The organism is Streptomyces zaomyceticus, from assembly GCF_014656215.1.
Taxonomy (GTDB): domain Bacteria; phylum Actinomycetota; class Actinomycetes; order Streptomycetales; family Streptomycetaceae; genus Streptomyces; species Streptomyces zaomyceticus.
The window spans coordinates 13,040-38,205 of the sequence record NZ_BNBZ01000023.1; the positions used below are offsets into that span (position 1 = coordinate 13,040).

Genomic DNA, 25,166 nt, shown 5'->3' on the forward strand with positions numbered 1-25,166 from the left:
GGTCACCACCCGGCGGTCGTGCCGGGTGTTGGGGTCAATTCTAAGGGGCGTGGTGAGGGGGGCGGAACGGATCCCGCCCCCCTCGGCGAGCACGGGGCTCAGGAGACGCCGAGCTCCTTGGCGTTGGCCTTGAGGTCCTCGATGCCACCGCACATGAAGAACGCCTGCTCGGGGAAGTGGTCGTACTCACCGTCGCAGATCGCGTTGAACGCGGCGATCGACTCGTCGAGCGGAACGTCCGAACCGTCCACACCGGTGAACTGCTTCGCCGCGTGGGTGTTCTGGGACAGGAAGCGCTCGACACGGCGGGCGCGGTGGACAACGAGCTTGTCCTCCTCGCTCAGCTCGTCGATACCGAGAATCGCGATGATGTCCTGGAGGTCCTTGTACTTCTGCAGGATTCCCTTGACGCGCGTGGCGGCGTCGTAGTGGTCCTGCGCGATGTAGCGCGGGTCCAGGATCCGGGACGTGGAGTCCAGCGGGTCCACGGCCGGGTAGATGCCCTTCTCGGAGATCGGACGGGAGAGAACCGTCGTCGCGTCGAGGTGGGCGAAGGTGGTGGCCGGAGCCGGGTCGGTCAGGTCGTCCGCGGGGACGTAGATCGCCTGCATCGAGGTGATCGAGTGACCACGGGTCGAGGTGATGCGCTCCTGGAGGAGACCCATCTCGTCGGCCAGGTTCGGCTGGTAACCCACCGCGGAGGGCATACGGCCGAGCAGGGTCGACACCTCGGAACCGGCCTGGGTGAAGCGGAAGATGTTGTCGATGAAGAACAGCACGTCCTGCTTCTGCACATCGCGGAAGTACTCCGCCATGGTCAGACCGGCGAGGGCCACGCGGAGACGGGTGCCCGGGGGCTCGTCCATCTGGCCGAAGACCAGCGCGGTCTTGTCCAGAACGCCGGCCTCGTCCATCTCGACCATGAGGTCGTTGCCCTCACGGGTGCGCTCGCCGACGCCCGCGAAGACCGACACACCGTCGTGCAGCTTGGCCACACGGACGATCATTTCCTGGATCAGAACGGTCTTGCCGACACCGGCACCACCGAACAGACCGATCTTTCCACCCTTGACGTACGGGGTGAGAAGGTCGACGACCTTCAGGCCGGTCTCGAACATCTCGGTCTTGGACTCGAGCTGGTCGAAGTCGGGGGCCTTGCGGTGGATCGTCCAGCGCGGCGCGTCGGCCACGGTGGAGGCGTCGGCGTTCAGCACCTCACCCAGCGTGTTGAACACACGGCCCTTGGTGACGTCACCGACGGGCACCGTGATGCCCGTGCCGGTGTCGGTCACCGGGGCCTGGCGGACCAGGCCGTCGGTGGGCTGCATGGAGATGGCGCGGACGAGTCCGTCACCGAGGTGCTGGGCGACCTCGAGGGTCAGCGTCTTGGTCGCGCCCTCCTCGGTCGGGTCCATGACCTCGACGTGCAGCGCGTTGTAGATCGCCGGCATCGCGTCGACGGGGAACTCCACGTCGACGACCGGGCCGATGACCCGGGCGACGCGGCCCGTGGCGGCGGCCGTCTCAACAGTGGTCGTCATTACTTGTCACTCCCCGCGGTCGCGTCGGCCAGGGCTGCGGTGCCACCGACGATCTCGCTGATTTCCTGGGTGATTTCGGCCTGGCGGGCCGCGTTGGCAAGTCGGGAGAGATTGTTGATCAAGTCTCCCGCGTTGTCGGTCGCCGACTTCATCGCGCGGCGCGTGGCGGCGTGCTTGGAAGCAGCCGACTGGAGCAGCGCGTTGTAGATCCGGCTCTCGACGTACCGGGGCAGCAGGGCGTCGAGGACGTCCTCCGCCGACGGCTCGAAGTCGTACAGCGGGCGGAGCGTGTCCGACTCGCCGGCCTCCTTCGCCACCTCGTCGAGGCTGAGGGGCAGCAGCCGGGCCTCGACCGCGGTCTGCGTCATCATCGAGACGAACTCGGTGTAGACGATGTGGAGCTCGTCCACACCACCCTCGGCCGTGTCCTTCTCGATCGCCTCGATCAGCGGAGCCGCGATCGTCTTGGCGTCGCCGTACGAAGGCTGGTCCGTGAACCCGGTCCACGTGCCGGCCAGCTTCCGCTCACGGAAGTTGTAGTGCGCGATGCCACGACGGCCCACCACGTAGATGGTGACCTCGCGGCCCTCGCCCTCCAGCTTCGCCGTGAGCTTCTCCGCCGCCTTGATGGCGTTGGAGTTGAAGGCACCGGCCAGACCGCGGTCGCTCGAGAGGAGCAGGACCGCGGCACGGATCGGGTTCTCCGCCTCGGTGGTCAGCGGGTGCTTGTCGTTCGCACCCGTGGCCACCGCCGTGACCGCGCGGGTCAGCTCGGTCGCGTACGGAGTCGACGCCTGTACCTTGCGCTGCGCCTTGACGACACGCGAGGCGGCGATCATCTCCATCGCCTTGGTGATCTTCTTCGTCGCGGTGACGGATTTGATGCGACGCTTGTAGACCCGGAGCTGCGCTCCCATGAGTCAGGTCCCTTCCGTCGTCACTTCGAGACGTTGACGGCGGCAGGAGCGTCCTCGCCCAGCAGCTTGCCGTCAGAGGTCTCGAACTGCTTCTTGAACTCCGCGATGGCGTCACCGACGGACTGCAGGGTGTCGTCGGACATCTTGCCGCCCTCACGAATGGAGGTCATGAGACCGGAGTGGCTCTGGCGCAGGTACGCCAGGAGCTCGGCCTCGAAGCGGCGGATGTCGGCGACCGGGACATCGTCCATCTTGCCGGTGGTGCCGGCCCAGACGGAGACGACCTGGTTCTCGGTGGGCATCGGCTGGTACTGAGCCTGCTTGAGCAGCTCGACCATGCGCTGTCCACGCTCCAGCTGCGCCTTGGAGGCCGCGTCCAGGTCGGAACCGAAGGCGGCGAACGCCTCCAGCTCACGGAACTGGGCGAGGTCCACGCGGAGGCGACCGGAGATCTGCTTCATCGCCTTGTGCTGGGCGGAGCCACCGACACGGGAGACCGAGATACCGACGTTCAGGGCCGGACGCTGGCCGGCGTTGAACAGGTCGGACTCCAGGAAGCACTGGCCGTCGGTGATGGAGATGACGTTGGTCGGGATGAACGCCGACACGTCGTTCGCCTTGGTCTCGACGATCGGCAGACCCGTCATCGAACCGGCACCGAGCTCGTCCGAGAGCTTCGCGCAGCGCTCGAGCAGACGCGAGTGCAGGTAGAAGACGTCACCCGGGTAGGCCTCGCGGCCCGGCGGGCGGCGCAGCAGCAGGGACACGGCGCGGTAGGCGTCGGCCTGCTTCGACAGGTCGTCGAAGACGATCAGGACGTGCTTGCCCTGGTACATCCAGTGCTGACCGATGGCGGAGCCGGTGTACGGCGCCAGGTACTTGAAGCCGGCCGGGTCGGACGCCGGGGCGGCGACGATCGTCGTGTACTCGAGCGCACCGGCCTCTTCCAGGGCGCCGCGAACGGACGCGATGGTCGAGCCCTTCTGGCCGACGGCGACGTAGATGCAGCGAACCTGCTTGTTCACGTCGCCCGAGCGCCAGTTGTCGCGCTGGTTGATGATCGTGTCGACACACAGCGCGGTCTTGCCGGTCTGACGGTCGCCGATGATCAGCTGACGCTGACCGCGGCCGACCGGCGTCATGGCGTCGACGGCCTTGTAGCCGGTCTCCATCGGCTCGTGCACCGACTTACGGGCCATAACGCCCGGGGCCTGCAGCTCGAGGGCGCGGCGGCCCTCGGTCGCGATCTCGCCGAGACCGTCGATCGGGTTGCCGAGCGGGTCGACGACGCGACCCAGGTATCCCTCACCGACGCCGACGGAGAGGACCTCGCCGGTGCGCTGCACCGACTGCCCCTCCTCGATGCCGCTGAACTCGCCGAGGACGATCGCACCGATCTCGCGCTCTTCGAGGTTCAGCGCGAGACCCAGGGTCCCGTCCTCGAACTTCAGCAGCTCGTTCGCCATGGCCGAGGGAAGACCCTCGACCTTCGCGATACCGTCACCGGCCAGGCTGACCGTGCCGACCTCCTCGCGCGAGGCCGCGTCCGGCTGGTACGACTGGACGAAGTTCTCCAGTGCGTCCCGGATCTCCTCCGGCCGGATCGTGAGCTCCGCCATCTGGGTTCCCTGCTCTCCTTGTTGGGCCCGAAGTTTCTTAAGGGGTCTGGGGGCCGACCCCCAGGAATCTTCTGCAATCTCTGCACGGCCCAACCGGGCCGCTAATGATGCTGTGATGCTGTGTTGCTGTGTGACTGCGTCAGCCGGCCAGTCGACGGGTCGCCTCTTCGAGGCGCTCCGCGATGGAGCCGTTGATGACCTCGTCGCCGACCTGCACGGTGATCCCGCCGAGGACCGAGGGGTCCACGTCCAGGTTCAGGTGCATGTCGCGGCCGTACAGCTTGGCCAGGACAGCTCCGAGGCGCTGCTTCTGCTGGTCCGACAGCGGCACCGCCGAGGTGACGACGGCGACCATCCGGTTCCGGCGCGCCGCGGCGAGCTTGGAGAGGGACTCGAGTCCCGCTTCCAGGCTACGTCCCCGGGGCTGGGTCACCAGACGGCCGACCAGACGCTCGGTGGTGGCGTGGGCCTTGCCGCCGAGCAGGCTGCGGAGCAGCTCGCCCTTGGCGGTGGCCGTGGCGGCCTTGTCCGTCAGCGCCGAGCGGAGCTCGGGGCTGGAGGACACGATCCGGCCGAACCGGAACAGCTCGTCCTCGACGCCGTCGAGCGCGCCCGCCTTCTGCGCCGCGGTGAGGTCGGCGATGTTCGCCAGTTCCTCGGCCGCGTCGACCAGGTCACGCGAGCGTGACCAGCGGGAACGCACCATGCCCGAGACCAGGTCGGCGGTCTCGCCGCCCACCTGACCGCTCAGGAGTCGCTGCGCGAGCTCGGCCTTGGCCTCGCCCGACTGAGCGGGGTCGGTCAGGACCCGGCGCAGCGACACCTCGCGGTGGAGCAGCGCGGTGACCGCGGCCAGCTCGTCCGCGAGCTTCGTCGCGTCGACCGAGGTGTTGTCGGTCAGCGCGTCGAGGGACTCGCGTGCGGAGGCCAGTGCCTCGCGGCTCGCTCCGTTCATCGGACGGCCTCGGCCTTCTCCTCGAGCTCGTCGAGGAAGCGGTCGATCGTCCGGCTCTGGCGGGCGGTGTCCTCGAGGGACTCGCCGACCAGCTTGCCGGCCAGGTCGGTGGCGAGCTTGCCCACGTCCTGACGCAGCGAGGCGGACGCGGCCTTGCGGTCGGCCGCGATCTGCGTGTGGCCGGCCGCGATGATCTCCTCGCGCTGGCGCTGGCCTTCCGCCTTCATCTCCTGGATGATCGCGGTGCCCTGCTCCGTCGCCTCCTGGCGAAGACGCGCGGCCTCGTGGCGGGCCTCGGCAAGCTGGGCCTTGTACTGCTCCAGCACACTCTGAGCCTCGATCTGGGCCGACTCGGCCTTCTCGATGCCACCCTCGATGGCCTCGCGACGCTGCTCCAGAACCTTGTTGATGTTCGGGAGGAGCTTCTTGGCGAGGAAGCCGAAGACGATGACGAAGGCGATCAGGCCGATGACGAGCTCGTCGAGATGCGGGATGAGCGGAGGCTGCTCCTCCGCCGCTGCCGCAAGAAGCAGAGCGTTCACATCAGTGCCTTCCGTAAAAGTTGGGCTGTCGGTCCGGCTTACTTGTAGACGAAGCCCATGACGATGCCGATGAGGGCAAGCGCCTCACAGAACGCGAAACCCATGATCTGGTTGGTGCGGATCAGGCCGGCAGCCTCGGGCTGGCGGGCGAGGGCCTGGGTGCCGTTACCGAAGATGATGCCGACGCCGACGCCGGGGCCGATGGCCGCGAGGCCGTAGCCGATCGAGGCGACGTTTCCGTTGACGGCGGCGAGAGTCTCGAGAGCGGACATGCCGGTTCTTCCTTCTCTTTCAAGGACCCGGTGGGGGTTGGCCACCGGACGACTGTTGGTAAGGGGGGTGGTGCTGCCGGTCAGGGCTCAGTGGTGCTCGGAGAGCGCGCCCTGGACGTAGCTGCAGGCCAGGAGCACGAAGACGTACGCCTGGACGGCCTGGATGAAGAGCTCGAAGGCGGTCATCACGAGGACCATCACGAACGAGGCGCCGGCGTAGACGAAGCCGAGTCCGTTCATGAGGTACCAGGTGGCGAGCGAGAACATCACGATGAGCAGGTGACCGGCGAACATGTTCGCGAACAGTCGGACCGCGTGCGTGAAGGGCCGGATCAGCAGGTTCGAGAAGAACTCGAGCACGACGACGAGCGGCAGGATCGGGCCGAGCGACTTGTCGTAGCCGACGATGTTCTTCCAGCCGCCGACGAAGCCGTGCTTCTTGAAGGTCAGCGACACCCAGAGCACGTAGACGATCAGCGCGAGACCGGCCGGGAAGGCGATCAGCGAGGTGACCGGGAACTGGGCCAGCGGGATGATCGACCAGAGGTTCAGCATCCACACGAAGAAGAACAGCGACACCATCAGCGGGACGTACTTCTCGCCGTCCTTCTTGCCGATGATCTCGTAGACGATGCCGCGCCGGACGAAGTCGTAACCGGCCTCACCGACCATCTGCATCTTGCCGGGGATCAGCTTGGGCTTGTTGAAAGCGGCCCAGAAGAACCCGACGACCACGAGCGAGCCCAGGATGGCGAGCAGCATCGGCTTGGTGAAGTCGAAGCCACCCACGGAGAAGATGGGCTCGTACATGAACGTGTGCAGGCCCGGCGCCGGGAAGCCACATCCGGTGAAGATGTGGCAATCCGGGTCGAAGGCAAGCGTCTGGTCAGCACTCACCGCGGGCTCCTTCAGCGTGGCGCATAGGTACGGCAACCTCGTTGTGTCGGCGCGGCACGCAGCCGCGGGTCGGCACTGGACTGGTCTTACGGATAAGGGGGCGGCGGTTCGGCATCGAGCCTCGCGCTGGGACAGGCGTCTCGGATGCCCGCGCCCGCAGTGCCGCAGTTGGCACCGGACGATAGCAGGAAGCCGAACGCGGCTTTATCCCGGCCCTACCCTTCACGACTTCGGCCCCGTCTTTTCGGGGTCGACGTACATGATCTTGGCCTTCATGTAGGCCCGGGCCTGCGCGGCGACCCACACCACGGTCGTCGCGAGCAGCGTGAAGGCGAAGGCCTTGAAGTCGAACAGCGTTGTGTCCTTGAACAAGGCCAAAAAGATGAAGAGCAGCAGCAGTTGGGCCACGTAGAGCATGAGCCCCATGGCCTGGAACAGCTGCGGCAGCGATCGCGCCGTCCGCTGGAGCACCACGAGCCCGACGCCCATGAAGAGGATCACGACCAGGGTGCCGGCGACTGCGCCGAGCGCTCCCTTGCCGCCTGCGACCACGCCGCTGATGACCGTGGCGAGTGCGCCGACGGCAGCGGTGGGGACGGCAGTGTGCAGCAGGGTGCGTACGTCGTTGGACGGCATGGCGGTGTCTCCGCTTGATGGAGGGGGCGATGGTGTCGTCATGGACGAGCGTAAGCCCGGTCCGAGGTGGGTCTCGGGGCCAACAGACCGTCGCACTACGGTCTTTCGGCACTGTCGCCGGGTCTCGTGAACGGTATCACAAACTATTTGAATAGGTCTTTACCCATAAGGTGTGCCAACTGTCACACCTGAGAGCTACACCGCGCGTGTGTGCACGACAGGGCGGCGCCTTGTCTGCTAATGGACGCGGATGCGGCTTTCGTCAACTTGGCGTTCCGGCCTTCCGCCGGTCGGTGAAGCGCGCCCGGTTGCCGATCGCGGTGGAGCCGTTGAGGCCCGCGGGCACCGGAATGCGCTCCTCCTCGACCGCGACGGGCTCCGGAGCGACCTCCACGACGGGAACCCTCTTGCGCCGCCGGTAGCGAGGCGGTACGACCGACTCGGCCCAGCGCGGCGCCCGCGGCGCGAAGCGCGGCAGCAGGAGCAGCACCAGACCGATCGCACTCAGCGCGACGACGCAGAGGACGATCCACATCGACGCCGAGTGCACCGAGTACGCCAGCGTCCCGAAGGCGATGAGCGCCGACCAGAAGTACATGATCAGGACCGCGCGGCTGTGCGAGTGCCCGATCTCGAGCAGTCGGTGGTGCAGGTGCCCGCGGTCGGCCGCGAACGGCGACTGGCCCTTCCACGTACGGCGCACGATCGCCAGGATCAGGTCCGCCATCGGGATCGCGATGATCGTCAGCGGCAGCACCAGCGGGATGAAGACGGGCAGGGCCGCGTGGGTGGCCTCGCGGGTCGAGCCCTCGAAGATCTTCAGCGCGTCCGGGTCGACCTGGCCGGTGATCGAGATGGCGGAGGCCGCCAGGATCAGACCGATCAGCATCGAACCGGAGTCGCCCATGAAGATCCGCGCCGGATGCATGTTGTGCGGCAGGAAGCCCAGGCACATGCCCATGAGGATCACGGTGAAGAGCGTCGCGGGGGCGGCCGCCTCGATCGTGTAGCCGTACCAGAGGCGGTACGCGTACAGGAAGAAGGCCGCGGCGGCGATGCAGACCATGCCGGCGGCGAGACCGTCGAGACCGTCGACGAAGTTGACCGCGTTGATGGTGAGGACGACGAGGGCGACGGTCAGCAGCGTGCCCTGCCACGGGGTCAGGGAGACGACACCCACACCCGGGATCGGCAGCCACAGGATCGTCAGACCCTGCGCCACCATGACGCCCGCCGAGATCATCTGCGCGCCCAGCTTGATCAGGGCGTCCAGCTCGAACTTGTCGTCCAGGACACCGATCAGCCAGATCAGGGCGGCACCGGACAGCAGCGCGCGCGGCTCGTTGGAGAGCTCGAAGACGCTGTTCAGGTTCTGCAGGTGGTCGGCGACGAGCAGACCCGCGCACAACCCGAAGAACATGGCGATGCCACCGAGCCGCGGAGTCGGTTCTCGGTGTACGTCGCGGGCGCGGATCTCCGGCATCGCCCCGGTCGCGATGGCGAACTTCCGCACCGGGCCGGTGAGCAGGTAGGTCACAGCGGCCGTGACACAGAGCGTCAGCAGGTAATCACGCACGGGCTGCCCCACAGGAATAGCTGGCCATCTCAGCCCCACACCCTAGCCGTGCCGTCCATGTGCTTGGAGACACCTGGACCACCCGAACGGTTGCACAGCGACTTTCCGTGATCTTCCCTCAGCGTCCATACGGGGGAAATCGCCCGGTCAGCGCCCGTACCTCCGCCCGTACCCGGGCCGTCTCGCCGGCGTCGTCACGCAGCGCCGATGTGAACAACGCCGCGATCCTGGCCATCTCCGGGGCGCCCATCCCCTGCGTGGTGACGGCGGCCGTGCCGAGCCGGATGCCGCGCCCCTCCCCGTACGGCAGGGCGCAGGTGTCCAGGACCATCCCGGCCGCCGCGAGCCGGGCGCGCGCGGTGCGGCCGTCGAGGCCGAGCGGCGAGGGGTCGGCGGTGATGAGGTGGGTGTCGGTGCCGCCGGTGGTCAGCGCGAAGCCCTCGGCGGCGAGCGCGGCCGCGAGCACGCGCGCGTGCTCCACCACCCGATGGGCGTACGCCGTGAACGCCGGGGTGGACGCCTCGCCAAAGGCCACCGCCTTCGCCGCGATCGTGTGCATCTGGGCGCCGCCCTGGGTGAACGGGAACACCGCCCGGTCGATCCGCCCCGCGAGGTCCTCGCCGCACAGGATCATTCCGCCGCGCGGACCGCGCAGCACCTTGTGGGTGGTCGCGCAGACCACGTCGGCGTACGGGACGGGGTTCGGCGCCGCTCCCCCGGCCACCAGGCCGATGGGGTGGGCCGCGTCGGCGATCAGATAGGCGCCGACCTCGTCGGCGATCTCACGGAATACCGCGTAGTCGAGATGGCGGGGGTACGAGATCGAACCGCACACGATCGCCTTGGGGCGGTGGTGGCGGGCGAGCGCGGCGACCTGCTCGTAGTCGACGAGTCCGGTCTCGGCGTCGACGCCGTACGGCACGAAGTCGAACCAGCGCCCGGAGAAATTGGCGGGCGAACCGTGGGTGAGGTGCCCACCGTGGTCGAGCCCCATGGCGAGGACCGTGTCACCGGGCCTCAGAAGGGCCGCGTACGCCGCCAGGACGGCCGAGGAGCCCGAGTGTGCCTGCACGTTCGCGTGGTCGGCTCCGAAGAGCGCGGTGGCCCGTTCCACGGCGATCCGTTCGGCGGCGTCCACGTACTCGCAGCCACCGTGGTGACGGGCGCCGGGATACCCCTCGGCGTACTTGTTGGCGAGCGGGGAGCCGAGCGCGGCGAGGACGGCGGGCGAGGTGAAGTTCTCGGCGGCGATCAACTGCAGGCTGTCGGCCTGCCGCCGCACCTCGCCGAGCAGCACATCGGCGATCTCCGGGTCCTGCCGGCGCAGGACGTCGAGATCCTCATCGGGGGGAGCGGTGACCGACATGTCACCAATGTAGGCACGCACTCCCCCGGCCGCCCGGCGAGCGCCGCACACCCCCGCCGAACCTCGGCCGCGCGCGTACACCCGCGCGCGTAGCCCCGCGACCGTCAGTCGCGCGCGCGTACACCCGTGAGCGCGGTCACCACGGGGTCCAGTGCCTGGTTGATCTCGTCGCCGATCGAGCGGAAGAAGGTGATGGGGGCGCCGTACGGGTCGTTGACCTCGTCCGCGTCCACCGACGGGGCCAGGAGCCACCCGCGTAGAGCCGCCGCCGCGCGGACCAGGGCGCGGGCGCGCTCCACCATGCCCTCGTCGTGGGCGTCGGGGAGCGTGGCCGGGTCGATCGCGCGGACCAGGCGGGTGAACTCCTTCAGGGTGAAGGTGCGCAGGCCCGCCGAATGGCCCATCGAGATGACCTGGGCGCGGTGGTCGCGGGTCGCCGTGAGGACCAGGTCCGCGCGGATGACGTGCTCATCGAGGAGCTCGCGCCCCACGAAGCCGCTGTAGTCCGCGCCGAAGTCGGCGAGGACCAGTTCCGCGTTGGCCTCCATCGGGGCGCCCTCGTGGCCCCAGGTGCCCGCGCTCTCCACGATCAGGCCACCGCCCAGAGGGTCGCCGAGGCGGTCGCTCAGGGCATGGCGGGTCAGCCGCTCGGTGATCGGCGAGCGGCAGACGTTGCCGGTGCTGACGTGGAGGATGCGGAAGGTGGTGCTGTCGTCGAACCCCGCTATGCCACGCCCCTCAGGGGCGGTCAATTCGCCACCTCGAGGTCGGGTACGACCTTCCGGAGCTCCTCCGGCGACAGCGCGCCCTCGCGCAGCAGCACCGGGACCTTGCCCGTGACGTCGACGATGGACGAGGGGACGATGCCGGGCGTCGGCCCGCCGTCGAGGTAGACGGAGACGGAGTCGCCGAGCATCTGCTGGGCGGCGTCGCAGTCCTCCGGGGACGGGTGGCCCGTGAGGTTCGCCGAGGAGACGGCCATCGGGCCGACCTCGGTGAGCAGTTCGATGGCGACCGGGTGCAGCGGCATGCGGATGGCGACGGTGCCCCGGGTGTCGCCCAGGTCCCACTGGAGGGAGGGCTGGTGCCTGGCGACGAGGGTGAGGGCGCCGGGCCAGAAGGCGTCGACGAGCTCCCAGGCCTGCTCGGAGAAGTCCGTGACCAGGCCGTGGAGGGTGTTCGGGGAGCCGATGAGCACGGGCGTGGGCATGTTGCGGCCCCGGCCCTTGGCGGCGAGCAGATCCGCGACGGCCTCGCTGCTGAAGGCGTCCGCCCCGATCCCGTACACGGTGTCGGTGGGCAGCACGACCAGCTCGCCCCGGCGGACGGCGGACGCGGCCTCGCGCAGACCGGTCACACGGTCGGTCGCCTCGTTGCAGTCGTATCGCCGTGCCATCAGTTCCCGGCCTCCTCGTACGCGTGGTTCGTCATGGCGGTCATGCCGGTCATGGCATGGCCTTGCGGGCGGTCGCGAAGCGCGGCCGGTTGTTCAGGTCCGGGTGGTCGGCGGCGTCGGCCCAGCCGGCCTCTTCGTTGAAGATCCACGGCACCTGCCCGCCCTGGGTGTCCGCGTGCTCGATGACGACGAGACCGCCGGGGCGCAGCAGCCGGTGGGCGGTGCGCTCGATGCCGCGGATGGTGTCGAGGCCGTCCTCGCCGGAGAAGAGGGCCATCTCCGGGTCGTGGTCGCGGGCCTCGGGTGCGACGTACTCCCACTCGGTGAGCGGGATGTACGGCGGGTTGGAGATGACCAGGTCGACCTGGCCGTCCAGCTCGGGGAGCGCGCTCAGCGCGTCGCCCTGGTGGACGGTGACGCGGGAGCCCTCGGCGTTCTTGCGGGTCCACACGAGGGCGTCGTCGGAGAGTTCCACGGCGTGCACGCGCGAGCGCGGCACCTCCTGAGCCATGGCGAGGGCGATGGCCCCGGAGCCGGTGCACAGGTCGACGATGAGGGGTTCGACGACGTCCATGGCGCGCACGGCGTCTATGGCCCAGCCGACGACCGACTCGGTCTCGGGCCGGGGCACGAAGACCCCGGGTCCCACCTGGAGCTCCAGGTACCGGAAGAACGCCCGCCCGGTGATGTGCTGGAGCGGTTCGCGGGCCTCGCGGCGGGCGACCGTTTCCCAGTAGCGGGCGTCGAAGTCCGCGTCCTTGACGTTGTGCAGCTCCCCCCGCTTGACGCCGTGCACGAACGCGGCGAGCTCCTCGGCGTCGAAACGCGGTGAGGGAACGCCGGCGTCGGCCAGCCGCTGGGTGGCCTGGGCCACCTCGGCAAGCAGCAGGTTCACGCTGGTCCTCCGTGGTGCGGGGTGGGGGCGGGGGGGAACTTACGCCACCGGGGTCGCTTACGCCGCGGCGAGCTTGGCGGCCGAGTCGGCGTCGACGCAGGCCTGGATCATCGGGTCCAGTTCGCCGTCGAGCACCTGGTCCAGGTTGTACGCCTTGAAGCCGACGCGGTGGTCCGAGATCCGGTTCTCCGGGAAGTTGTACGTACGGATCTTCTCGGACCGGTCGACGGTACGGACCTGGCTGCGACGGGCGTCGGCGGCCTTGGACTCGGCCTCCTCCTGTGCGGCGGCGAGCAGCCGGGACCGCAGGATGCGCATGGCCTGCTCCTTGTTCTGGAGCTGGCTCTTCTCGTTCTGGCAGGAGGCGACGATGCCGGTCGGCAGGTGGGTGATGCGGACGGCGGAGTCGGTGGTGTTGACCGACTGGCCGCCGGGGCCCGAGGAGCGGTAGACGTCGATGCGCAGGTCGTTGGCGTGGACCTCGACCTCGACCTCCTCGGCCTCGGGCGTGACGAGCACGCCGGCGGCGGAGGTGTGGATGCGGCCGGCCGACTCGGTCGCGGGCACGCGCTGCACGCGGTGCACCCCGCCCTCGTACTTGAGGCGCGCCCAGACGCCCTGGCCGGGCTCGGTGGCGCCGTTGCCGCCCTTGGTCTTCACGGCGACCTGGACGTCCTTGTAGCCGCCCAGCTCGGACTCGGTGGCGTCGATGATCTCGGTCTTCCAGCCGACGCGCTCGGCGTACCTCAGGTACATGCGGAGCAGGTCGCCGGCGAAGAGTGCGGACTCGTCGCCGCCCGCGCCCGCCTTGATCTCCAGGATGACGTCCTTGTCGTCGCTCGGGTCGCGCGGGACGAGGAGCAGTCGGAGCTTCTCGGTGAGCTCCTCGCGGTCCTTCTCCAGCTGCTTGACCTCGGCGGCGAAGTCGGGATCGTCGTGTGCCAGCTCGCGGGCGGTCTCGATGTCGTCACCGGTCTGCTTCCAGGCCCGGTAGGTGGCGACGATCGGGGTCAGCTCGGCGTAGCGCTTGTTCAGCTTGCGCGCGTTCGCCTGGTCGGCGTGGACCGAAGGGTCTGCGAGCTTCGTCTCCAGGTCGGCGTGCTCGCCGACCAGTTCCTCGACCGCCTCGAACATCGGGGGCTCCTGGGGTTTTCGTCAGTTGCTACGGGGACGGCAAAGCGCCGGTCCCGGCCACCCGCGCGGGGCGACCGTGGACCGGCGCAGGGGCTCGCTACTTGGAGCCGGCGGCCTTGCCGAAGCGGGCCTCGAAGCGGGCGACGCGGCCGCCGGTGTCGAGGATCTTCTGCTTGCCCGTGTAGAACGGGTGGCACTCGGAGCAGACCTCGGCACGGATGGTGCCCTCGGTCAGCGTGCTCCGGGTGGTGAACGACGCGCCACAGGTGCAGCTGACCTGGGTCTCGACGTACTCGGGGTGAATCTCGCGCTTCAAGGTGTCTCCTAGTTTCGGGAGGGCTCCGGGTCGCTTCCGCGGGTTGCGGGGAGCGTGAACCGGGGCCGACGTACCAGTCTGCCAGGACCGGCCGTATCTCCCAAAACCGGGGTCGGGCCGGAACTATTCCTGAGCTGCTCCGAGCGGCGCTTCCCGGGCTACTTCACGACGCCGTCGGCCTTGCCGGTGGCCGCGTCCTTCGTCGCCGAGGCGGGGATCGGCAGGTCCTTCTTCAGGGCCGTCCAGACCTGCTGCGCCTGGGCCTCCAGCGGTATGACCCGGTTGGGGTCCCGCGGGTCGTACTCGACGGGCATGGTGACCATGTGGACGTTCTGGGCGCCGATGCCGGAGAGGCCCTTGGCGAAGCCCATCAGTTCCTGGACCGAGTCGAGTTCGGAGTCGGGGGTGATGGCCTTGGTGGCGGCGTCGGCGAGGTCGAGGAGCTTCTTCGGGTTGGTGAAGACGCCGACGTCCTTGACCTGGTCGATGAAGGCCTTCATGAAGGCCTGCTGGAGCTGGATGCGGCCGAGGTCGCTGCCGTCGCCGACGCTCTTGCGGGTGCGGACCAGGCCGAGGGACTGCTCGCCGTCGAGGGTGTGGGTGCCCGGTTCGAGGTCGAGGTGGCTCTTGCCGTCCTTGATGGCGGCGGTGGTGGTGATCTCCACGCCGCCGAGCTTGTCGATGAGCTTCTTGAAGCCGGTGAAGTCGACCTCGATGTAGTGGTCCATGCGGATGCCGGACATCGATTCGACGGTCTTGACGGCGCAGGCGGGTCCGCCGACCTCGTACGCGGTGTTGAACATGGCCCGCTGTTCGCCGGCGACGGCGGCGCCCCGGGTGTCGGTGCACTTCGGCCGGTCGATGAGGGTGTCGCGGGGAATCGAGACGACGCTTGCCTTCTTGTGGCCCTCGTAGACGTGGACGACCATCGCGGTGTCGGAGCGGGCGCCTCCCTCGTCCTTGCCGTAGGCGCCGTTGTCGCCGGAGCGCGAGTCGGAGCCGAGGACGAGGATGTCCATGGAGCCGTTGTCGACGTCGTCGGGGCGGTCGGTGCCCAGCTGGGCGTTGATGTCGACGCTGTCGAGGTTGCCGTCGAGCTTGAAGTAGACGTAGCCGAGTCCGGCACCGCCGAGGACGAGGACGGCAAGGGCCCCCGAGACCAGGACGGCCGCCTTCCGGCTGCGTTTGGCGGTCGCCTTGCGGCGGCGGCCGCTTCCCGCGCCGCCTATTCGGCCGCTCTTGATCTGCTCGGTCATCCTCATCCCTCGGCCCTCGGTTCACCATGTGTGACGGTGAAGCACCCAAAAGGGTTGCATACGGGGCTGTGAGGTTTCGGTGAGCTTCCGCGGGAGCAGCACTGCGCCCACCGTGCGGGGCACGGTGGGCGCAGTGGTTTACGCAGGTCACGACGGGGTTACGAGCACGGGGCCCGAGGTGTGTCGTGTGACGCGGGTCTCGCGTCAGTCGTCGTTCTTGCCGCCCGGAGTCGTCTTCTGGATCTGGAGCAGGAACTCGCCGTTCGACTTCGTCTGCTTCATCTTGTCGAGAAGCAGCTCGATCGCCTGCTGCTGGTCGAGCGCGTGCAGCACACGACGCAGCTTCCAGGTGACGGCGAGCTCGTCGGCACCGAGGAGGATCTCCTCCTTGCGCGTACCCGAGGCGTCGACGTCGACGGCCGGGAAGATGCGCTTGTCGGCGAGCTTCCGGTCGAGCTTGAGCTCCATGTTGCCGGTGCCCTTGAACTCCTCGAAGATCACCTCGTCCATGCGCGAACCGGTGTCCACCAGGGCGGTGGCGAGGATGGTCAGCGAGCCGCCGTCCTCGATGTTCCGGGCCGCACCGAAGAAGCGCTTCGGCGGGTACAGGGCGGTCGAGTCGACACCACCGGACAGGATGCGGCCGGAGGCCGGCGCCGCGAGGTTGTACGCGCGGCCCAGGCGGGTGATCGAGTCGAGCAGGACGACCACGTCGTGACCCAGCTCCACGAGGCGCTTGGCGCGCTCGATGGCCAGCTCGGCGACGGTGGTGTGGTCCTCGGCCGGACGGTCGAAGGTCGAGGAGATGACCTCGCCCTTGACCGACCGCTGCATGTCGGTGACCTCTTCCGGACGCTCGTCGACCAGGACGACCATCAGGTGGCACTCGGGGTTGTTGGTGGTGATCGCGTTGGCGATCGCCTGCATGATCATGGTCTTGCCGGTCTTCGGCGGGGCCACGATCAGACCGCGCTGGCCCTTGCCGATCGGCGACACGAGGTCGATGATCCGCGTGGTCAGCACGCCCGGGTCGGTCTCCAGACGGAGCCGGTCCTGCGGGTAGAGCGGGGTCAGCTTGTTGAACTCGGGGCGGCCGCGGCCGGAGTCGGCGGCCATGCCGTTCGCGGAGTCCAGGCGGACCAGCGCGTTGAACTTCTCGCGGCGCTCGCCCTCCTTCGGCTGCCGCACGGCGCCGGTGACGTGGTCACCCTTGCGCAGACCGTTCTTGCGGACCTGGGCGAGCGAGACGTACACGTCGTTCGGACCGGGCAGGTAGCCGGAGGTCCGGATGAACGCGTAGTTGTCGAGGATGTCGAGGATGCCCGCGACGGGGATCAGGACGTCGTCGTCGGCGACCTGCGGCTCGCCGGCCTGGAAGTCGTCACGGCCACGACGGCCACGACGGTCGCGGTAGCGGCCACGACGCCCGCGGCGACCGCCCTCGGAGTCGTCGTAGTCGTCCTGCGGACCGGCCTGCTGGCCGCCCTGCTGGCCCTGGCCCTGGACCTGCTGGCCCTGACCCTGGCCGCCCTGGCGCTGACGCTGGCCGCCCTGGCCACCGCCCTGCTGCTCGTCGCCCTTGCCGCGGTCGCGCTGACGTTCACGGCGGTCACGGCGCTCGCCGCGCTCCCCGCGCTCGCCGCGGTCACGGCGGCCACGGCCCTCGGCGGTGTCGACGGAGGCCTCGGCCTTGGCGTCGGCACCCGCGTCGGTCCTGGTCTCGGTACGGGCCTCGGTCTTCACGGCCTGCGCGGCCTCGGCCTTGACCTCGCCCTCCGGCGAACCGGCGGGGGCGGTGGCACGGCGGCGACGACGCTCGCCCGCGGGCTGGTCGTCGGAGGCCGGCTGACCCGGGATGTCGATCTGCTGCTGGGCGACGGCCTTCTCGGCCTTCTCGGCCTTGGGCTCGGCGGCCTCGGCAGCGGTCTCGCCCGTACGGGCCTTGGTGGTGGCGCGGCGCTTCGGCTTGGTCTCGGCGGCGTCGGCGGCCTTGGCGGGGGCGGCGGAGCCGCCACCGGCCTGCGCCTCCTTGATGACCTCGATCAGCTGGCTCTTGCGCATCCGCGCGGTGCCCCTGATGCCGAGGCCGGACGCGACCTGCTGCAGCTCGGCCAGGACCATGCCCTCGAGGCCGGTGCCGGAGCGGCGGCGCCGTGCGGTGCCGCCGGTGGCAGCACCTGCGGCGGGCGCGGCGGCGTCGACACTGCTGTCGGCAGTCACGCCCATCAGATCGGTGGTGTCGCTCACGAAGGGTCCTTCCCTGGAGCGGACGTCGGCCATCTGGCTCGGCGACCGGTTGTGCTGTCCGGCATCGGTCCCGTGTTGGGTGGACCGTGTCCGGGGCGGTGGTCCCGCCGGGTACGGCGGAGAGAGAACGTGCTGTGGGTCCGGCCCGAGCGCCCCCTGCTCGGTCCTCGCTGCGGAAGAGCGAGGGGTGTCGTGCCGGTTCCGGAGCGTGCTCGAAACTGCTCAGGCAGGCTGCTCAGGCAGTTGGGGAGGCTCCCGGAAGAATCGGTGGTCCCTGATGGGGACACTCAGCACCGCGCCACAAAGGCGCCGGGTGCTGACTTGAGGTTAACACTACCGGCTCCGACAAACATTCCCCCTCTCCCTCACCGGCAATCTCCTGTCCGGACGCTGCCCGGCGTCCGGCCGCCGTGCGCTAGGGCGCCAGCGGCAGGACACTCGCTCCGGGCACGTCGAGGTCGAGCCGGTTCGCGGCCCAGCCCTCGCCCGCGAGACGGGCGACCTTGTCGGCCGTCCCGTGTTCGGCCAGCGCGAGCACCGTGGGGCCCGCGCCGGAGATGACCGCGGGGATCCCGTCCGCCCGCAGCCGGTTCACCAGGGCGATGCTCTCCGGCATCGCGGGAGCCCGGTACTCCTGGTGCAGCCGGTCCTCGGTGGCCGCGAGCAGCAGCTCGGGGCGGCGGGTCAGGGCCTCGACGAGGAGGGCGGCGCGCCCGGCGTTGGCCGCGGCGTCCACGTGCGGGACGGTGCGCGGCAGGAGTCCGCGGGCGGTCTCGGTCAGTACCGCCTTGCCGGGGACGAAAACCACCGGAACGATGGAATCCGAGGGGTCCATCCTGATCGCCCGCGCGGCGCCGGACTCGGTCCAGGCGAGCGTGAATCCGCCGAGGAGACAGGCGGCGACGTTGTCGGGGTGACCCTCGATCTCGGTGGCCAGTTCGAGGAGGGCGGCCTCGTCGAGCCGGGCGTCCCCGCCTATGGTCACGGCGCGGGCGGCGACGATGCCGGCGCAGATGGCGGCGGAGGAGGAGCCGAGGCCGCGGCCGTGCGGGATGCGGTTGGCGCAGACGACCTCGAGGCCGCGCGGCTGCCCGCCGAGCAGGTCGAAGGCCGTGCGCAGGGAGCGTACGAGGAGGTGGCTCTCGTCGCGCGGGAGTGTCTCGGCGCCCTCGCCTGCGATGTCGACGTGCAGCCCGGAGTCGGCGACTCGGACGACCACGTCGTCGTAGAGGCCCAGCGACAGGCCGAAGGCGTCGAAGCCCGGACCGAGATTGGCGCTGGTGGCGGGGACGCGCACCCGTACGGCGGCGGCGCGGAACGCTGGACCGGCCATCGCTCGATGACTCTCCTTGATTGCGGCAACGGGTTGTTCTGGAACAGCGGGTACTTCTGGAACAGCGGGCATTTCAAGAGAAGTACGGGAAACCCGGGGGCCGTTTCGGCCACGGGGGCGACAACGGCAACGACACCGCGCATATGCGTCGGGGCGGGTTCGGTACAGCCTATCGAAGGAAGGTTCTGCCGCGACATAGGGCGCACAGGAGGCGCACGATGCGTGTCGCGGGCCAACCTGTGCGCCTATGTACGTTCCTGATCGGGTTTCGATCAGTGCGCTTCCCCGCGAGCGGAAGGCGCGCTCGCGGGCGCCTTCCCCTCACGGGGGTGCGGATCAGGCCAGGCCGAGGCGTTCGGCCGCGGCGGCCGCGTCGACCGGAACGGTGACCGGCTGCGGCGCGCCTGCGACGGCCCAGTCGGGGTCCTTGAGCCCGTTGCCGGTGACCGTGCAGACGATCCGCTGGCCGGGGTCGACCTTGCCCTGCTCGGCGGCCTTCAGCAGACCGGCGACCGAGGCGGCCGAGGCGGGCTCGACGAAGACACCCTCCTGAGCGGCCAACAGGCGGTAGGCGCGCAGGATCTCACGGTCCGTCACCTCGTCGATGAAGCCGCCCGACTCGTCGCGCGCGGCGATCGCGTAGTCCCACGAGGCCGGGTTGCCGATGCGGATCGCGGTGGCGATCGTCGACGGGTCCTTGACGATCTCGCCGCGCACCAGCGGGGCGGAACCGGAGGCCTGGAAGCCCCACATGCGCGGGGTGCGCGTCGCCAGCTTGTCGGCGGCGTACTCGCGGTACCCCTTCCAGTACGCCGTGATGTTGCCGGCGTTGCCCACCGGGAGGACGTGGATGTCGGGCGCGTCGCCCAGCATGTCCACGATCTCGAAGGCGGCGGTCTTCTGGCCCTCGATACGGACCGGGTTGACCGAATTGACCAGCGCCACCGGGTAGTTCTCGGAGAGGCTGCGGGCCAGGGTGAGGCAGTCGTCGAAGTTGCCGTCGACCTGGAGGATCTTCGCGCCGTGCACGAGGGCCTGGCCCATCTTGCCGAGCGCGATCTTGCCCTGCGGCACGAGGACGGCCGACACCATCCCGGCGCGGACCGCGTAGGCCGCGGCCGAGGCGGAGGTGTTGCCGGTGGAGGCGCAGATGACGGCCTGCGCACCCTCCTCCTTGGCCTTGGAGATGGCCATGGTCATGCCCCGGTCCTTGAAGGAGCCGGTGGGGTTGGCGCCCTCGACCTTGAGGTGCACCTCGCAGCCCGTGCGCTCGGAGAGGACCTGAGCGGGTACGAGCGGCGTACCGCCCTCACGGAGCGTGACGACCGGCGTCGTGTCCGTGACCGGAAGGCGGTCCCGGTACTCCTCGATGATGCCGCGCCACTGGTGGGTGCCCTTGTGGGTCATGGGTCCTTACTCCCCTTCAACACGCATGATGCTGGCGACACCGCGCACGGTGTCGAGCTTGCGCAGCGCCTCGACGGTCCCGGAAAGGGCGGCGTCGGGCGCGCGGTGGGTGACGACGACGAGGGAGGCCTCGCCGTCCTTGCCCTGCTGGCGGACGGTGTCGATCGACACCCCGTGCTCGGCGAAGACCGTCGCGACCTGGGCGAGGACGCCCGGCTTGTCGGCCACGTCGAGGCTGATGTGGTACCGCGTCACGACCTCGCCCATGGAGCTCACGGGCAGCTGGGTGTACGCGGACTCGCCGGGGCCCTTGGCCTCGTTGAGCTTGTTGCGGCACACGGCGACGAGGTCGCCGAGGACGGCCGAGGCGGTCGGGGCGCCGCCCGCGCCGGGGCCGTAGAACATGAGCTGCCCGGCGGCGTCCGCCTCGACGAAGACCGCGTTGTACGCCTCACGGACGGAGGCGAGGGGGTGGCTCAGCGGGATCATCGCGGGGTGCACGCGCGCGGTGACCGAGCCGCCGTCGGCGGCCCGCTCGCAGATGGCGAGCAGCTTGATGGTGCAGCCCATCTGCTTGGCGGAGGCGAAGTCGGCGGCGGTGACCTCGGTCATGCCCTCGCGGTAGACGTCGTCGAGGCGCACGCGGGTGTGGAAGGCGATCCCGGCGAGGATGGCGGCCTTGGCGGCGGCGTCGAAGCCCTCGACGTCGGCGGTCGGGTCGGCCTCGGCGTACCCGAGGGCGGTGGCCTCGTCGAGCGCTTCGCTGTATCCGGCGCCGGACGTGTCCATCTTGTCGAGGATGAAGTTGGTCGTCCCGTTGACGATGCCCATGACGCGGTTGATCTTGTCGCCGGCGAGGGACTCGCGCAGCGGCCTGACCAGCGGGATGGCGCCGGCGACGGCGGCCTCGTAGTAGAGGTCCTGGCCGTGCCGCTCGGCGGCGGCGTAGAGGCTCGCGCCGTCCTGGGCGAGCAGCGCCTTGTTCGCCGAGACGACGGAGGCGCCGTGCTCGAAGGCGGTGGTGATGAGGGTGCGGGCCGGCTCGACCCCTCCGATGACCTCGACGATGACGTCGATGTCCCCCCGTTTCACCAGGGCGGTGGCGTCGGTGGTGATCAGCTCCGCGGGGATGCCCTCGCGGACCTTGTCCGGGCGGCGGACCGCCACGCCGGCGAGCTCGACCGGGGCGCCGATGCGCGCGGCGAGGTCGTCGGCGTGCGTCGTCATGATGCGCGCCACCTCTGAGCCGACCACTCCACAGCCCAGCAGCGCCACCTTCAGCGGACGCGTACGCATCATCCGACCTCTTTCTCGTACTACTTCGTATCTCTACGGTTTCGTATCTCTACGCGGAACCAGTCTCACTCACCGGACGAGGGTTTCAGCCCTCGGTCCGGATCCTGAGACATCGATTTCATCACTCGACTATTTCATCATCCGACGTCGAGACGCAGGAGATCTTCCTCCGTCTCGCGCCGGACGATCACCCGCGCCTCACCGTCACGGACGGCGACGACCGGCGGCCGGAGCGCGTGGTTGTAGTTGCTGGCCATGGAGCGGCAGTACGCACCCGTGGCGGGCACGGCGATCAGGTCGCCGGGCGCCAGGTCCGAGGGCAGGAAGGCGTCCCGTACGACGATGTCACCGCTCTCGCAGTGCTTGCCGACGACCCTCGAGAGCATCGGCGCGGCCTCGCTGGTCCGCGAGACGAGGCCGACGCTGTACTCGGCGTCGTACAGCGCGGTACGGATGTTGTCCGACATGCCGCCGTCGACGCTCACGTACGTCCGCAGCCCTTCGAGCGGCTTGATCGTGCCGACCCGGTAGAGCGTGAAGGCGGTGGGACCGACGATGGCGCGGCCCGGCTCGACGGAGATGCGCGGCGTGGCGAGCCCCGCGGCCTCGCACTCCCGCGTCACGATCTCGCCGAGCGCCTTGGCGATCTCGTGCGGCTCGCGCGGGTCGTCCTCGGAGGTGTACGCGATGCCGAGACCGCCACCGAGGTCGATCTCCGGCAGCTCGACACCGTGCTCGTCCCGCACCTCGGCGAGCAGCTGGACGACCCGGCGCGCGGACACCTCGAAGCCGGCCATGTCGAAGATCTGCGACCCGATGTGCGAATGGATGCCGATGAGCTCGAGACCGTCGAGCTTCAGCGCCCGGCGCACGGCCTCGGCGGCCTGTCCCCCGGCCAGCGCGATCCCGAACTTCTGGTCCTCGTGCGCGGTGGCGATGAACTCGTGCGTGTGGGCCTCGACGCCGACGGTCACCCGGATCTGCACGCGCTGGCGCCTGCCGAGGGACTGGGCGATGTGGGCGACCCGGACGATCTCCTGGAAGGAGTCGAGGACGATGCGTCCGACGCCGGCCTCGACGGCCGTACGGATCTCGTCCTCGCTCTTGTTGTTGCCGTGGAAGGCGATGCGCTCGGCGGGCATCCCTGCGGAGAGCGCGGTGGTGAGCTCGCCGCCGGAGCACACGTCGAGGTTCAGTCCCTCTTCCTTCAGCCATCGCACGACGGCCCGGGAGAGGAACGCCTTCCCGGCGTAGAAGACGTCGGCGTCCTTGCCGAAGGCCTCGGCCCAGGCGCGGCAGCGGGCCCGGAAGTCGGTCTCGTCGAGGAAGTAGGCGGGCGTCCCGAACTCCTCGGCGAGCTCGGTCACGCTCAGTCCGCCGACGGTGACGACACCGCGCTCGTCCCTCTCGACGGTCCGGGACCACACCTTGGGGTCGAGGACGTTGAGGTCGGCGGGCGGCGCCGAGTAGTGGCCTTCGGGAAGGACGTCGGCGTGACGGGGCCCTGCGGGGTGGGCGGAACGGCTCATGTCTGTTCTTCTGCTCTCTCAGATCCGGTCGGGTGCGCTGATGCCGAGCACGGAGAGGCCACCGGCGAGCACCGTCCCGGCGGCTTCGGCGAGCGCCAGCCGGGAACGATGGGCGGCCGAGGGTTTCTCGTCGCCGAGCGGCAGAACCGTGTGCTGGAACGCGAGCAGCGCGTCGGCGGTGGCTTCCAGGTGCCGGGCGACCCGGTCGGGGGCGCGATGGCGGGCGGCGGCGAGGAGGACGACGGGGTGGTCGCCGAGAACGCCGAGAAGTTCGGTCGTACGGGGGTGGGAGGCGGCCGCGCCGAAGGCGACGTCGGCGTCGGCTCCGTCCTCGTACAAGGGGAGGAGACCGAGCTGCCCACCGTTGACGAGGAGTCTCCGCACCCGGGAGTGCGCGTACCGGACGCGGAAGAGGGAGTTGCGCTCGTGCTGGACGAGGAGGGGTGGCCCGTCGAGGGGCCGGTCCTGGGGAGCGGGCCGGAGCAGGGCCCAGCGGGCGGCGTCGACACCGAGGGCGTCCACGTCGTACGCCCCGGCCCGTACGTGCATCCGCTCGGCACCGCCGAAACCGGCGTCGGCGCCCTGCATCCGGAGAAGCCGGACGACGGTCTCGGTGACGACCGAGGCCCGCGACTCCGTCAGGTCGGACGGACCGGCGAAACGGACACGGGTCCCGGCGAGGGCGGTACTGCTCCCGTACGCGCCGCCGGCCTCGCGGATCGCCCGCACGAGCTCGGCGCCGGCGTCACGGCGGAGGCTGAAGTTCAGGAACCCGGGCCCGGTGATCTCGACCTCCCGCAGCCCGGGGGCGTCACGGAGCCGCTCCTGGAGGATCCCGGCCACGTCGAGGGCGCTGCGTCCGGCGGGCCGGGCGAGGGTGAGGGCGATGTTGCTGGCGTACTCCCCGGAACCACCGGGCCGGGCCCGCTCAACCGTCACCCGCGGGGGCACATCGACCCGCAGCGCACCGTCGTCGACCGCACGGCGCACGGCGTGCAGCACGGTGAGGGAGAGGTCCGCGGGGGTCACGGGACAAGCCTAGGGGAGGAGGGGGGGCGGAACGCGAACCGGTTTCGCCATGCGGGCACCCGAGCGCCGGGGACCCGGTGACCGACTCAGGTGCGGGGGACACACGCACCGCGGCCGGACCGTCGCGCGCACCGCGGACCGAGACCGCGGCCGGACCTGCGACCCGCCTGCCGAACCGGACTCAATGCGGACCGGACTCAATGCGGACCGGTGGGACTCCCGGTCGGGCTGCCGGCGCATCGGGGCTGCTGCCGGCCGTCGACTGCGGCCGGTTCCTCTCCCCCGTCGGTCCCGGCCCCCTCCGGCCGCTCTCGCCGCTCGCGGTGCATCAGCTGACGTACGACACGCACCAGCTCGGCGGGCTCGAAGGGTTTGGCGAGGAAGGCGTCGATGTCGGACGCGGCTCCACCGGAGACCTCGTGCTCACCGCAGGCGCTGATGATCGCAACCGGCAGATGACTGGTCCGAGGGTCGGCCCGAAGTCTCTCGGCCGTCTTGATCCCGTCCAAGCGGGGCATGACGACGTCCAGGGTGACGACATCAGGCCGAACCCGATGTACGACATCCAGACACTCGGCACCATCGGCCGCGGTCACGACCTCGAACCCCTCGAGTTCGAGATTGACCCTGATCAACTGCCGGATCACCTTGTTGTCGTCGACAACGAGCACCCGACCGGACACGCCTGACACACGAACGAGAGTAGGCGGCCCCGAACGGCTGCGTCCGGGTTTTACCCACTTCTGACCCGTGCGGGGGACCCAGCCCCTGGTGACACCCCGGAAATACCTGTTCACAGCCACTCCCGAGGAGCTGGTAGGGTTCTACCCGTCGCCGCCGAACGCGGCGGACGCCCCCGTAGCTCAGGGGATAGAGCAACGGCCTCCGGAGCCGTGTGCGCAGGTTCGAATCCTGCCGGGGGCACTTCGCAAGAAGTGCCACACAGACCCCGTGATCAGCGGAAACGCTGAGAACGGGGTCTTGTTGTATGTGCAGCCGTATGCCGC

The 25,166-nt window shown here is 69.6% G+C and carries 23 protein-coding genes and 1 tRNA gene; 1 reads left to right on the plus strand and 23 read right to left on the minus strand.

The annotated features are described in order from the left end of the window. Positions 1 to 98: 98 nt before the first annotated feature. The 23 genes from atpD to IE311_RS26045 form a co-directional block, all read right to left on the minus strand. Positions 99 to 1,541, minus strand: a complete 1,443-nt coding sequence (gene atpD, locus IE311_RS25935) for a F0F1 ATP synthase subunit beta (RefSeq protein ID WP_189834232.1) — start codon at positions 1,539 to 1,541, stop codon at positions 99 to 101. Then, positions 1,541 to 2,458 carry a F0F1 ATP synthase subunit gamma gene (locus IE311_RS25940; protein WP_189834233.1) on the minus strand — a complete coding sequence of 306 codons (918 nt, stop codon included), beginning with the start codon at positions 2,456 to 2,458 and terminating at the stop codon, positions 1,541 to 1,543. The genes atpD and IE311_RS25940 overlap by 1 nt, the downstream gene beginning before the upstream one ends. Positions 2,459 to 2,478: 20 nt before the next feature. Continuing rightward, positions 2,479 to 4,077 carry a F0F1 ATP synthase subunit alpha gene (gene atpA, locus IE311_RS25945; RefSeq protein WP_189834234.1) on the minus strand — a complete coding sequence of 533 codons (1,599 nt, stop codon included), beginning with the start codon at positions 4,075 to 4,077 and terminating at the stop codon, positions 2,479 to 2,481. A 139-nt stretch (positions 4,078 to 4,216) separates the two neighbouring features. Next, positions 4,217 to 5,032: a F0F1 ATP synthase subunit delta gene (locus tag IE311_RS25950; RefSeq protein ID WP_189834235.1), complete on the minus strand. Its 816-nt coding sequence runs from the start codon at positions 5,030 to 5,032 to the stop codon at positions 4,217 to 4,219. Further along, positions 5,029 to 5,574 (minus strand): F0F1 ATP synthase subunit B, encoded by a 546-nt coding sequence (locus IE311_RS25955; protein ID WP_189834236.1) that lies wholly within the window; start codon positions 5,572 to 5,574, stop codon positions 5,029 to 5,031. Before IE311_RS25955 ends, IE311_RS25950 begins: the two co-directional genes overlap by 4 nt. Positions 5,575 to 5,612: 38 nt before the next feature. Further along, the gene (gene atpE / locus IE311_RS25960; RefSeq protein ID WP_010474382.1) at positions 5,613 to 5,846 is read right to left on the minus strand and encodes an ATP synthase F0 subunit C; all 234 of its coding nucleotides are present in this window, start codon (positions 5,844 to 5,846) and stop codon (positions 5,613 to 5,615) included. 87 nt (positions 5,847 to 5,933) lie between these two features. Further along, the gene (gene atpB / locus IE311_RS25965; RefSeq protein WP_189834237.1) at positions 5,934 to 6,743 is read right to left on the minus strand and encodes a F0F1 ATP synthase subunit A; all 810 of its coding nucleotides are present in this window, start codon (positions 6,741 to 6,743) and stop codon (positions 5,934 to 5,936) included. A gap of 222 nt (positions 6,744 to 6,965) precedes the next feature. Next, positions 6,966 to 7,379, minus strand: coding sequence for a hypothetical protein (locus IE311_RS25970; RefSeq protein WP_189834238.1), 414 nt, complete (start codon positions 7,377 to 7,379; stop codon positions 6,966 to 6,968). A gap of 262 nt (positions 7,380 to 7,641) precedes the next feature. Next, positions 7,642 to 8,955: an MraY family glycosyltransferase gene (locus tag IE311_RS25975; protein WP_189834239.1), complete on the minus strand. Its 1,314-nt coding sequence runs from the start codon at positions 8,953 to 8,955 to the stop codon at positions 7,642 to 7,644. A 118-nt stretch (positions 8,956 to 9,073) separates the two neighbouring features. Beyond that, complete coding sequence (locus IE311_RS25980) at positions 9,074 to 10,321, minus strand: serine hydroxymethyltransferase (RefSeq protein ID WP_189834240.1); 1,248 nt, start codon at positions 10,319 to 10,321, stop codon at positions 9,074 to 9,076. A 104-nt stretch (positions 10,322 to 10,425) separates the two neighbouring features. Further along, entirely contained in the window at positions 10,426 to 11,073 is a 648-nt protein-coding gene (locus tag IE311_RS25985) for an arsenate reductase/protein-tyrosine-phosphatase family protein (RefSeq protein WP_187622533.1), read from the minus strand. Further along, on the minus strand, positions 11,070 to 11,717 hold the full coding sequence (locus tag IE311_RS25990; protein WP_189834241.1) for an L-threonylcarbamoyladenylate synthase: 648 nt from the start codon (positions 11,715 to 11,717) through the stop codon (positions 11,070 to 11,072). Before IE311_RS25990 ends, IE311_RS25985 begins: the two co-directional genes overlap by 4 nt. Positions 11,718 to 11,766: 49 nt before the next feature. After that, positions 11,767 to 12,612 (minus strand): peptide chain release factor N(5)-glutamine methyltransferase, encoded by an 846-nt coding sequence (gene prmC / locus IE311_RS25995; RefSeq protein WP_015036198.1) that lies wholly within the window; start codon positions 12,610 to 12,612, stop codon positions 11,767 to 11,769. A 57-nt stretch (positions 12,613 to 12,669) separates the two neighbouring features. Beyond that, positions 12,670 to 13,746, minus strand: a complete 1,077-nt coding sequence (gene prfA / locus IE311_RS26000) for a peptide chain release factor 1 (protein WP_189834242.1) — start codon at positions 13,744 to 13,746, stop codon at positions 12,670 to 12,672. Positions 13,747 to 13,843: 97 nt separating this feature from the next. Next, positions 13,844 to 14,062 carry a 50S ribosomal protein L31 gene (gene rpmE / locus IE311_RS26005; RefSeq protein WP_189834243.1) on the minus strand — a complete coding sequence of 73 codons (219 nt, stop codon included), beginning with the start codon at positions 14,060 to 14,062 and terminating at the stop codon, positions 13,844 to 13,846. A gap of 158 nt (positions 14,063 to 14,220) precedes the next feature. Beyond that, entirely contained in the window at positions 14,221 to 15,318 is a 1,098-nt protein-coding gene (locus tag IE311_RS26010) for an LCP family protein (protein ID WP_189834244.1), read from the minus strand. 204 nt (positions 15,319 to 15,522) lie between these two features. Continuing rightward, entirely contained in the window at positions 15,523 to 17,565 is a 2,043-nt protein-coding gene (rho, locus tag IE311_RS26015; RefSeq protein WP_268257208.1) for a transcription termination factor Rho, read from the minus strand. A 415-nt stretch (positions 17,566 to 17,980) separates the two neighbouring features. Next, a complete protein-coding gene (gene thrB / locus IE311_RS26020; RefSeq protein WP_189834246.1) occupies positions 17,981 to 18,898 on the minus strand; it encodes a homoserine kinase in 918 nt (305 codons plus the stop codon). A gap of 336 nt (positions 18,899 to 19,234) precedes the next feature. Further along, positions 19,235 to 20,305: a threonine synthase gene (gene thrC, locus IE311_RS26025; RefSeq protein WP_189834247.1), complete on the minus strand. Its 1,071-nt coding sequence runs from the start codon at positions 20,303 to 20,305 to the stop codon at positions 19,235 to 19,237. Positions 20,306 to 20,311: 6 nt separating this feature from the next. Next, the gene (locus IE311_RS26030) at positions 20,312 to 21,601 is read right to left on the minus strand and encodes a homoserine dehydrogenase (RefSeq protein WP_189834320.1); all 1,290 of its coding nucleotides are present in this window, start codon (positions 21,599 to 21,601) and stop codon (positions 20,312 to 20,314) included. A 137-nt stretch (positions 21,602 to 21,738) separates the two neighbouring features. Further along, positions 21,739 to 23,130, minus strand: coding sequence for a diaminopimelate decarboxylase (lysA, locus tag IE311_RS26035; protein WP_189834248.1), 1,392 nt, complete (start codon positions 23,128 to 23,130; stop codon positions 21,739 to 21,741). Positions 23,131 to 23,148: 18 nt separating this feature from the next. Then, positions 23,149 to 24,159, minus strand: coding sequence for an ArgS-related anticodon-binding protein NrtL (nrtL, locus tag IE311_RS26040; RefSeq protein WP_189834249.1), 1,011 nt, complete (start codon positions 24,157 to 24,159; stop codon positions 23,149 to 23,151). A gap of 197 nt (positions 24,160 to 24,356) precedes the next feature. Further along, the gene (locus tag IE311_RS26045) at positions 24,357 to 24,962 is read right to left on the minus strand and encodes a response regulator (protein WP_373313973.1); all 606 of its coding nucleotides are present in this window, start codon (positions 24,960 to 24,962) and stop codon (positions 24,357 to 24,359) included. Between the two features lie 49 nt (positions 24,963 to 25,011). On the opposite strand from IE311_RS26045, the gene IE311_RS26050 reads away from it, so the two are divergent. After that, a tRNA-Arg gene (locus IE311_RS26050) sits at positions 25,012 to 25,083 on the plus strand. Positions 25,084 to 25,166 lie beyond the last annotated feature (83 nt).

Excerpts from the sequence above, each read along its gene's own strand:
- atpD (WP_189834232.1), bottom strand. The coding sequence starts at position 1,541 with ATGACGACCACTGTTGAGACGGCCGCCGCCACGGGCCGCGTCGCCCGG.
- IE311_RS25940 (WP_189834233.1), bottom strand. The coding sequence starts at position 2,458 with ATGGGAGCGCAGCTCCGGGTCTACAAGCGTCGCATCAAATCCGTCACC.
- atpA (WP_189834234.1), bottom strand. The coding sequence starts at position 4,077 with ATGGCGGAGCTCACGATCCGGCCGGAGGAGATCCGGGACGCACTGGAG.
- IE311_RS25950 (WP_189834235.1), bottom strand. The coding sequence starts at position 5,032 with ATGAACGGAGCGAGCCGCGAGGCACTGGCCTCCGCACGCGAGTCCCTC.
- atpE (WP_010474382.1), bottom strand. The coding sequence starts at position 5,846 with ATGTCCGCTCTCGAGACTCTCGCCGCCGTCAACGGAAACGTCGCCTCG.
- IE311_RS25970 (WP_189834238.1), bottom strand. The coding sequence starts at position 7,379 with ATGCCGTCCAACGACGTACGCACCCTGCTGCACACTGCCGTCCCCACC.
- IE311_RS25980 (WP_189834240.1), bottom strand. The coding sequence starts at position 10,321 with ATGTCGGTCACCGCTCCCCCCGATGAGGATCTCGACGTCCTGCGCCGG.
- IE311_RS25990 (WP_189834241.1), bottom strand. The coding sequence starts at position 11,717 with ATGGCACGGCGATACGACTGCAACGAGGCGACCGACCGTGTGACCGGT.
- prfA (WP_189834242.1), bottom strand. The coding sequence starts at position 13,746 with ATGTTCGAGGCGGTCGAGGAACTGGTCGGCGAGCACGCCGACCTGGAG.
- IE311_RS26010 (WP_189834244.1), bottom strand. The coding sequence starts at position 15,318 with ATGACCGAGCAGATCAAGAGCGGCCGAATAGGCGGCGCGGGAAGCGGC.
- thrB (WP_189834246.1), bottom strand. The coding sequence starts at position 18,898 with ATGGCCGGTCCAGCGTTCCGCGCCGCCGCCGTACGGGTGCGCGTCCCC.
- thrC (WP_189834247.1), bottom strand. The coding sequence starts at position 20,305 with ATGACCCACAAGGGCACCCACCAGTGGCGCGGCATCATCGAGGAGTAC.
- IE311_RS26030 (WP_189834320.1), bottom strand. The coding sequence starts at position 21,601 with ATGCGTACGCGTCCGCTGAAGGTGGCGCTGCTGGGCTGTGGAGTGGTC.
- lysA (WP_189834248.1), bottom strand. The coding sequence starts at position 23,130 with ATGAGCCGTTCCGCCCACCCCGCAGGGCCCCGTCACGCCGACGTCCTT.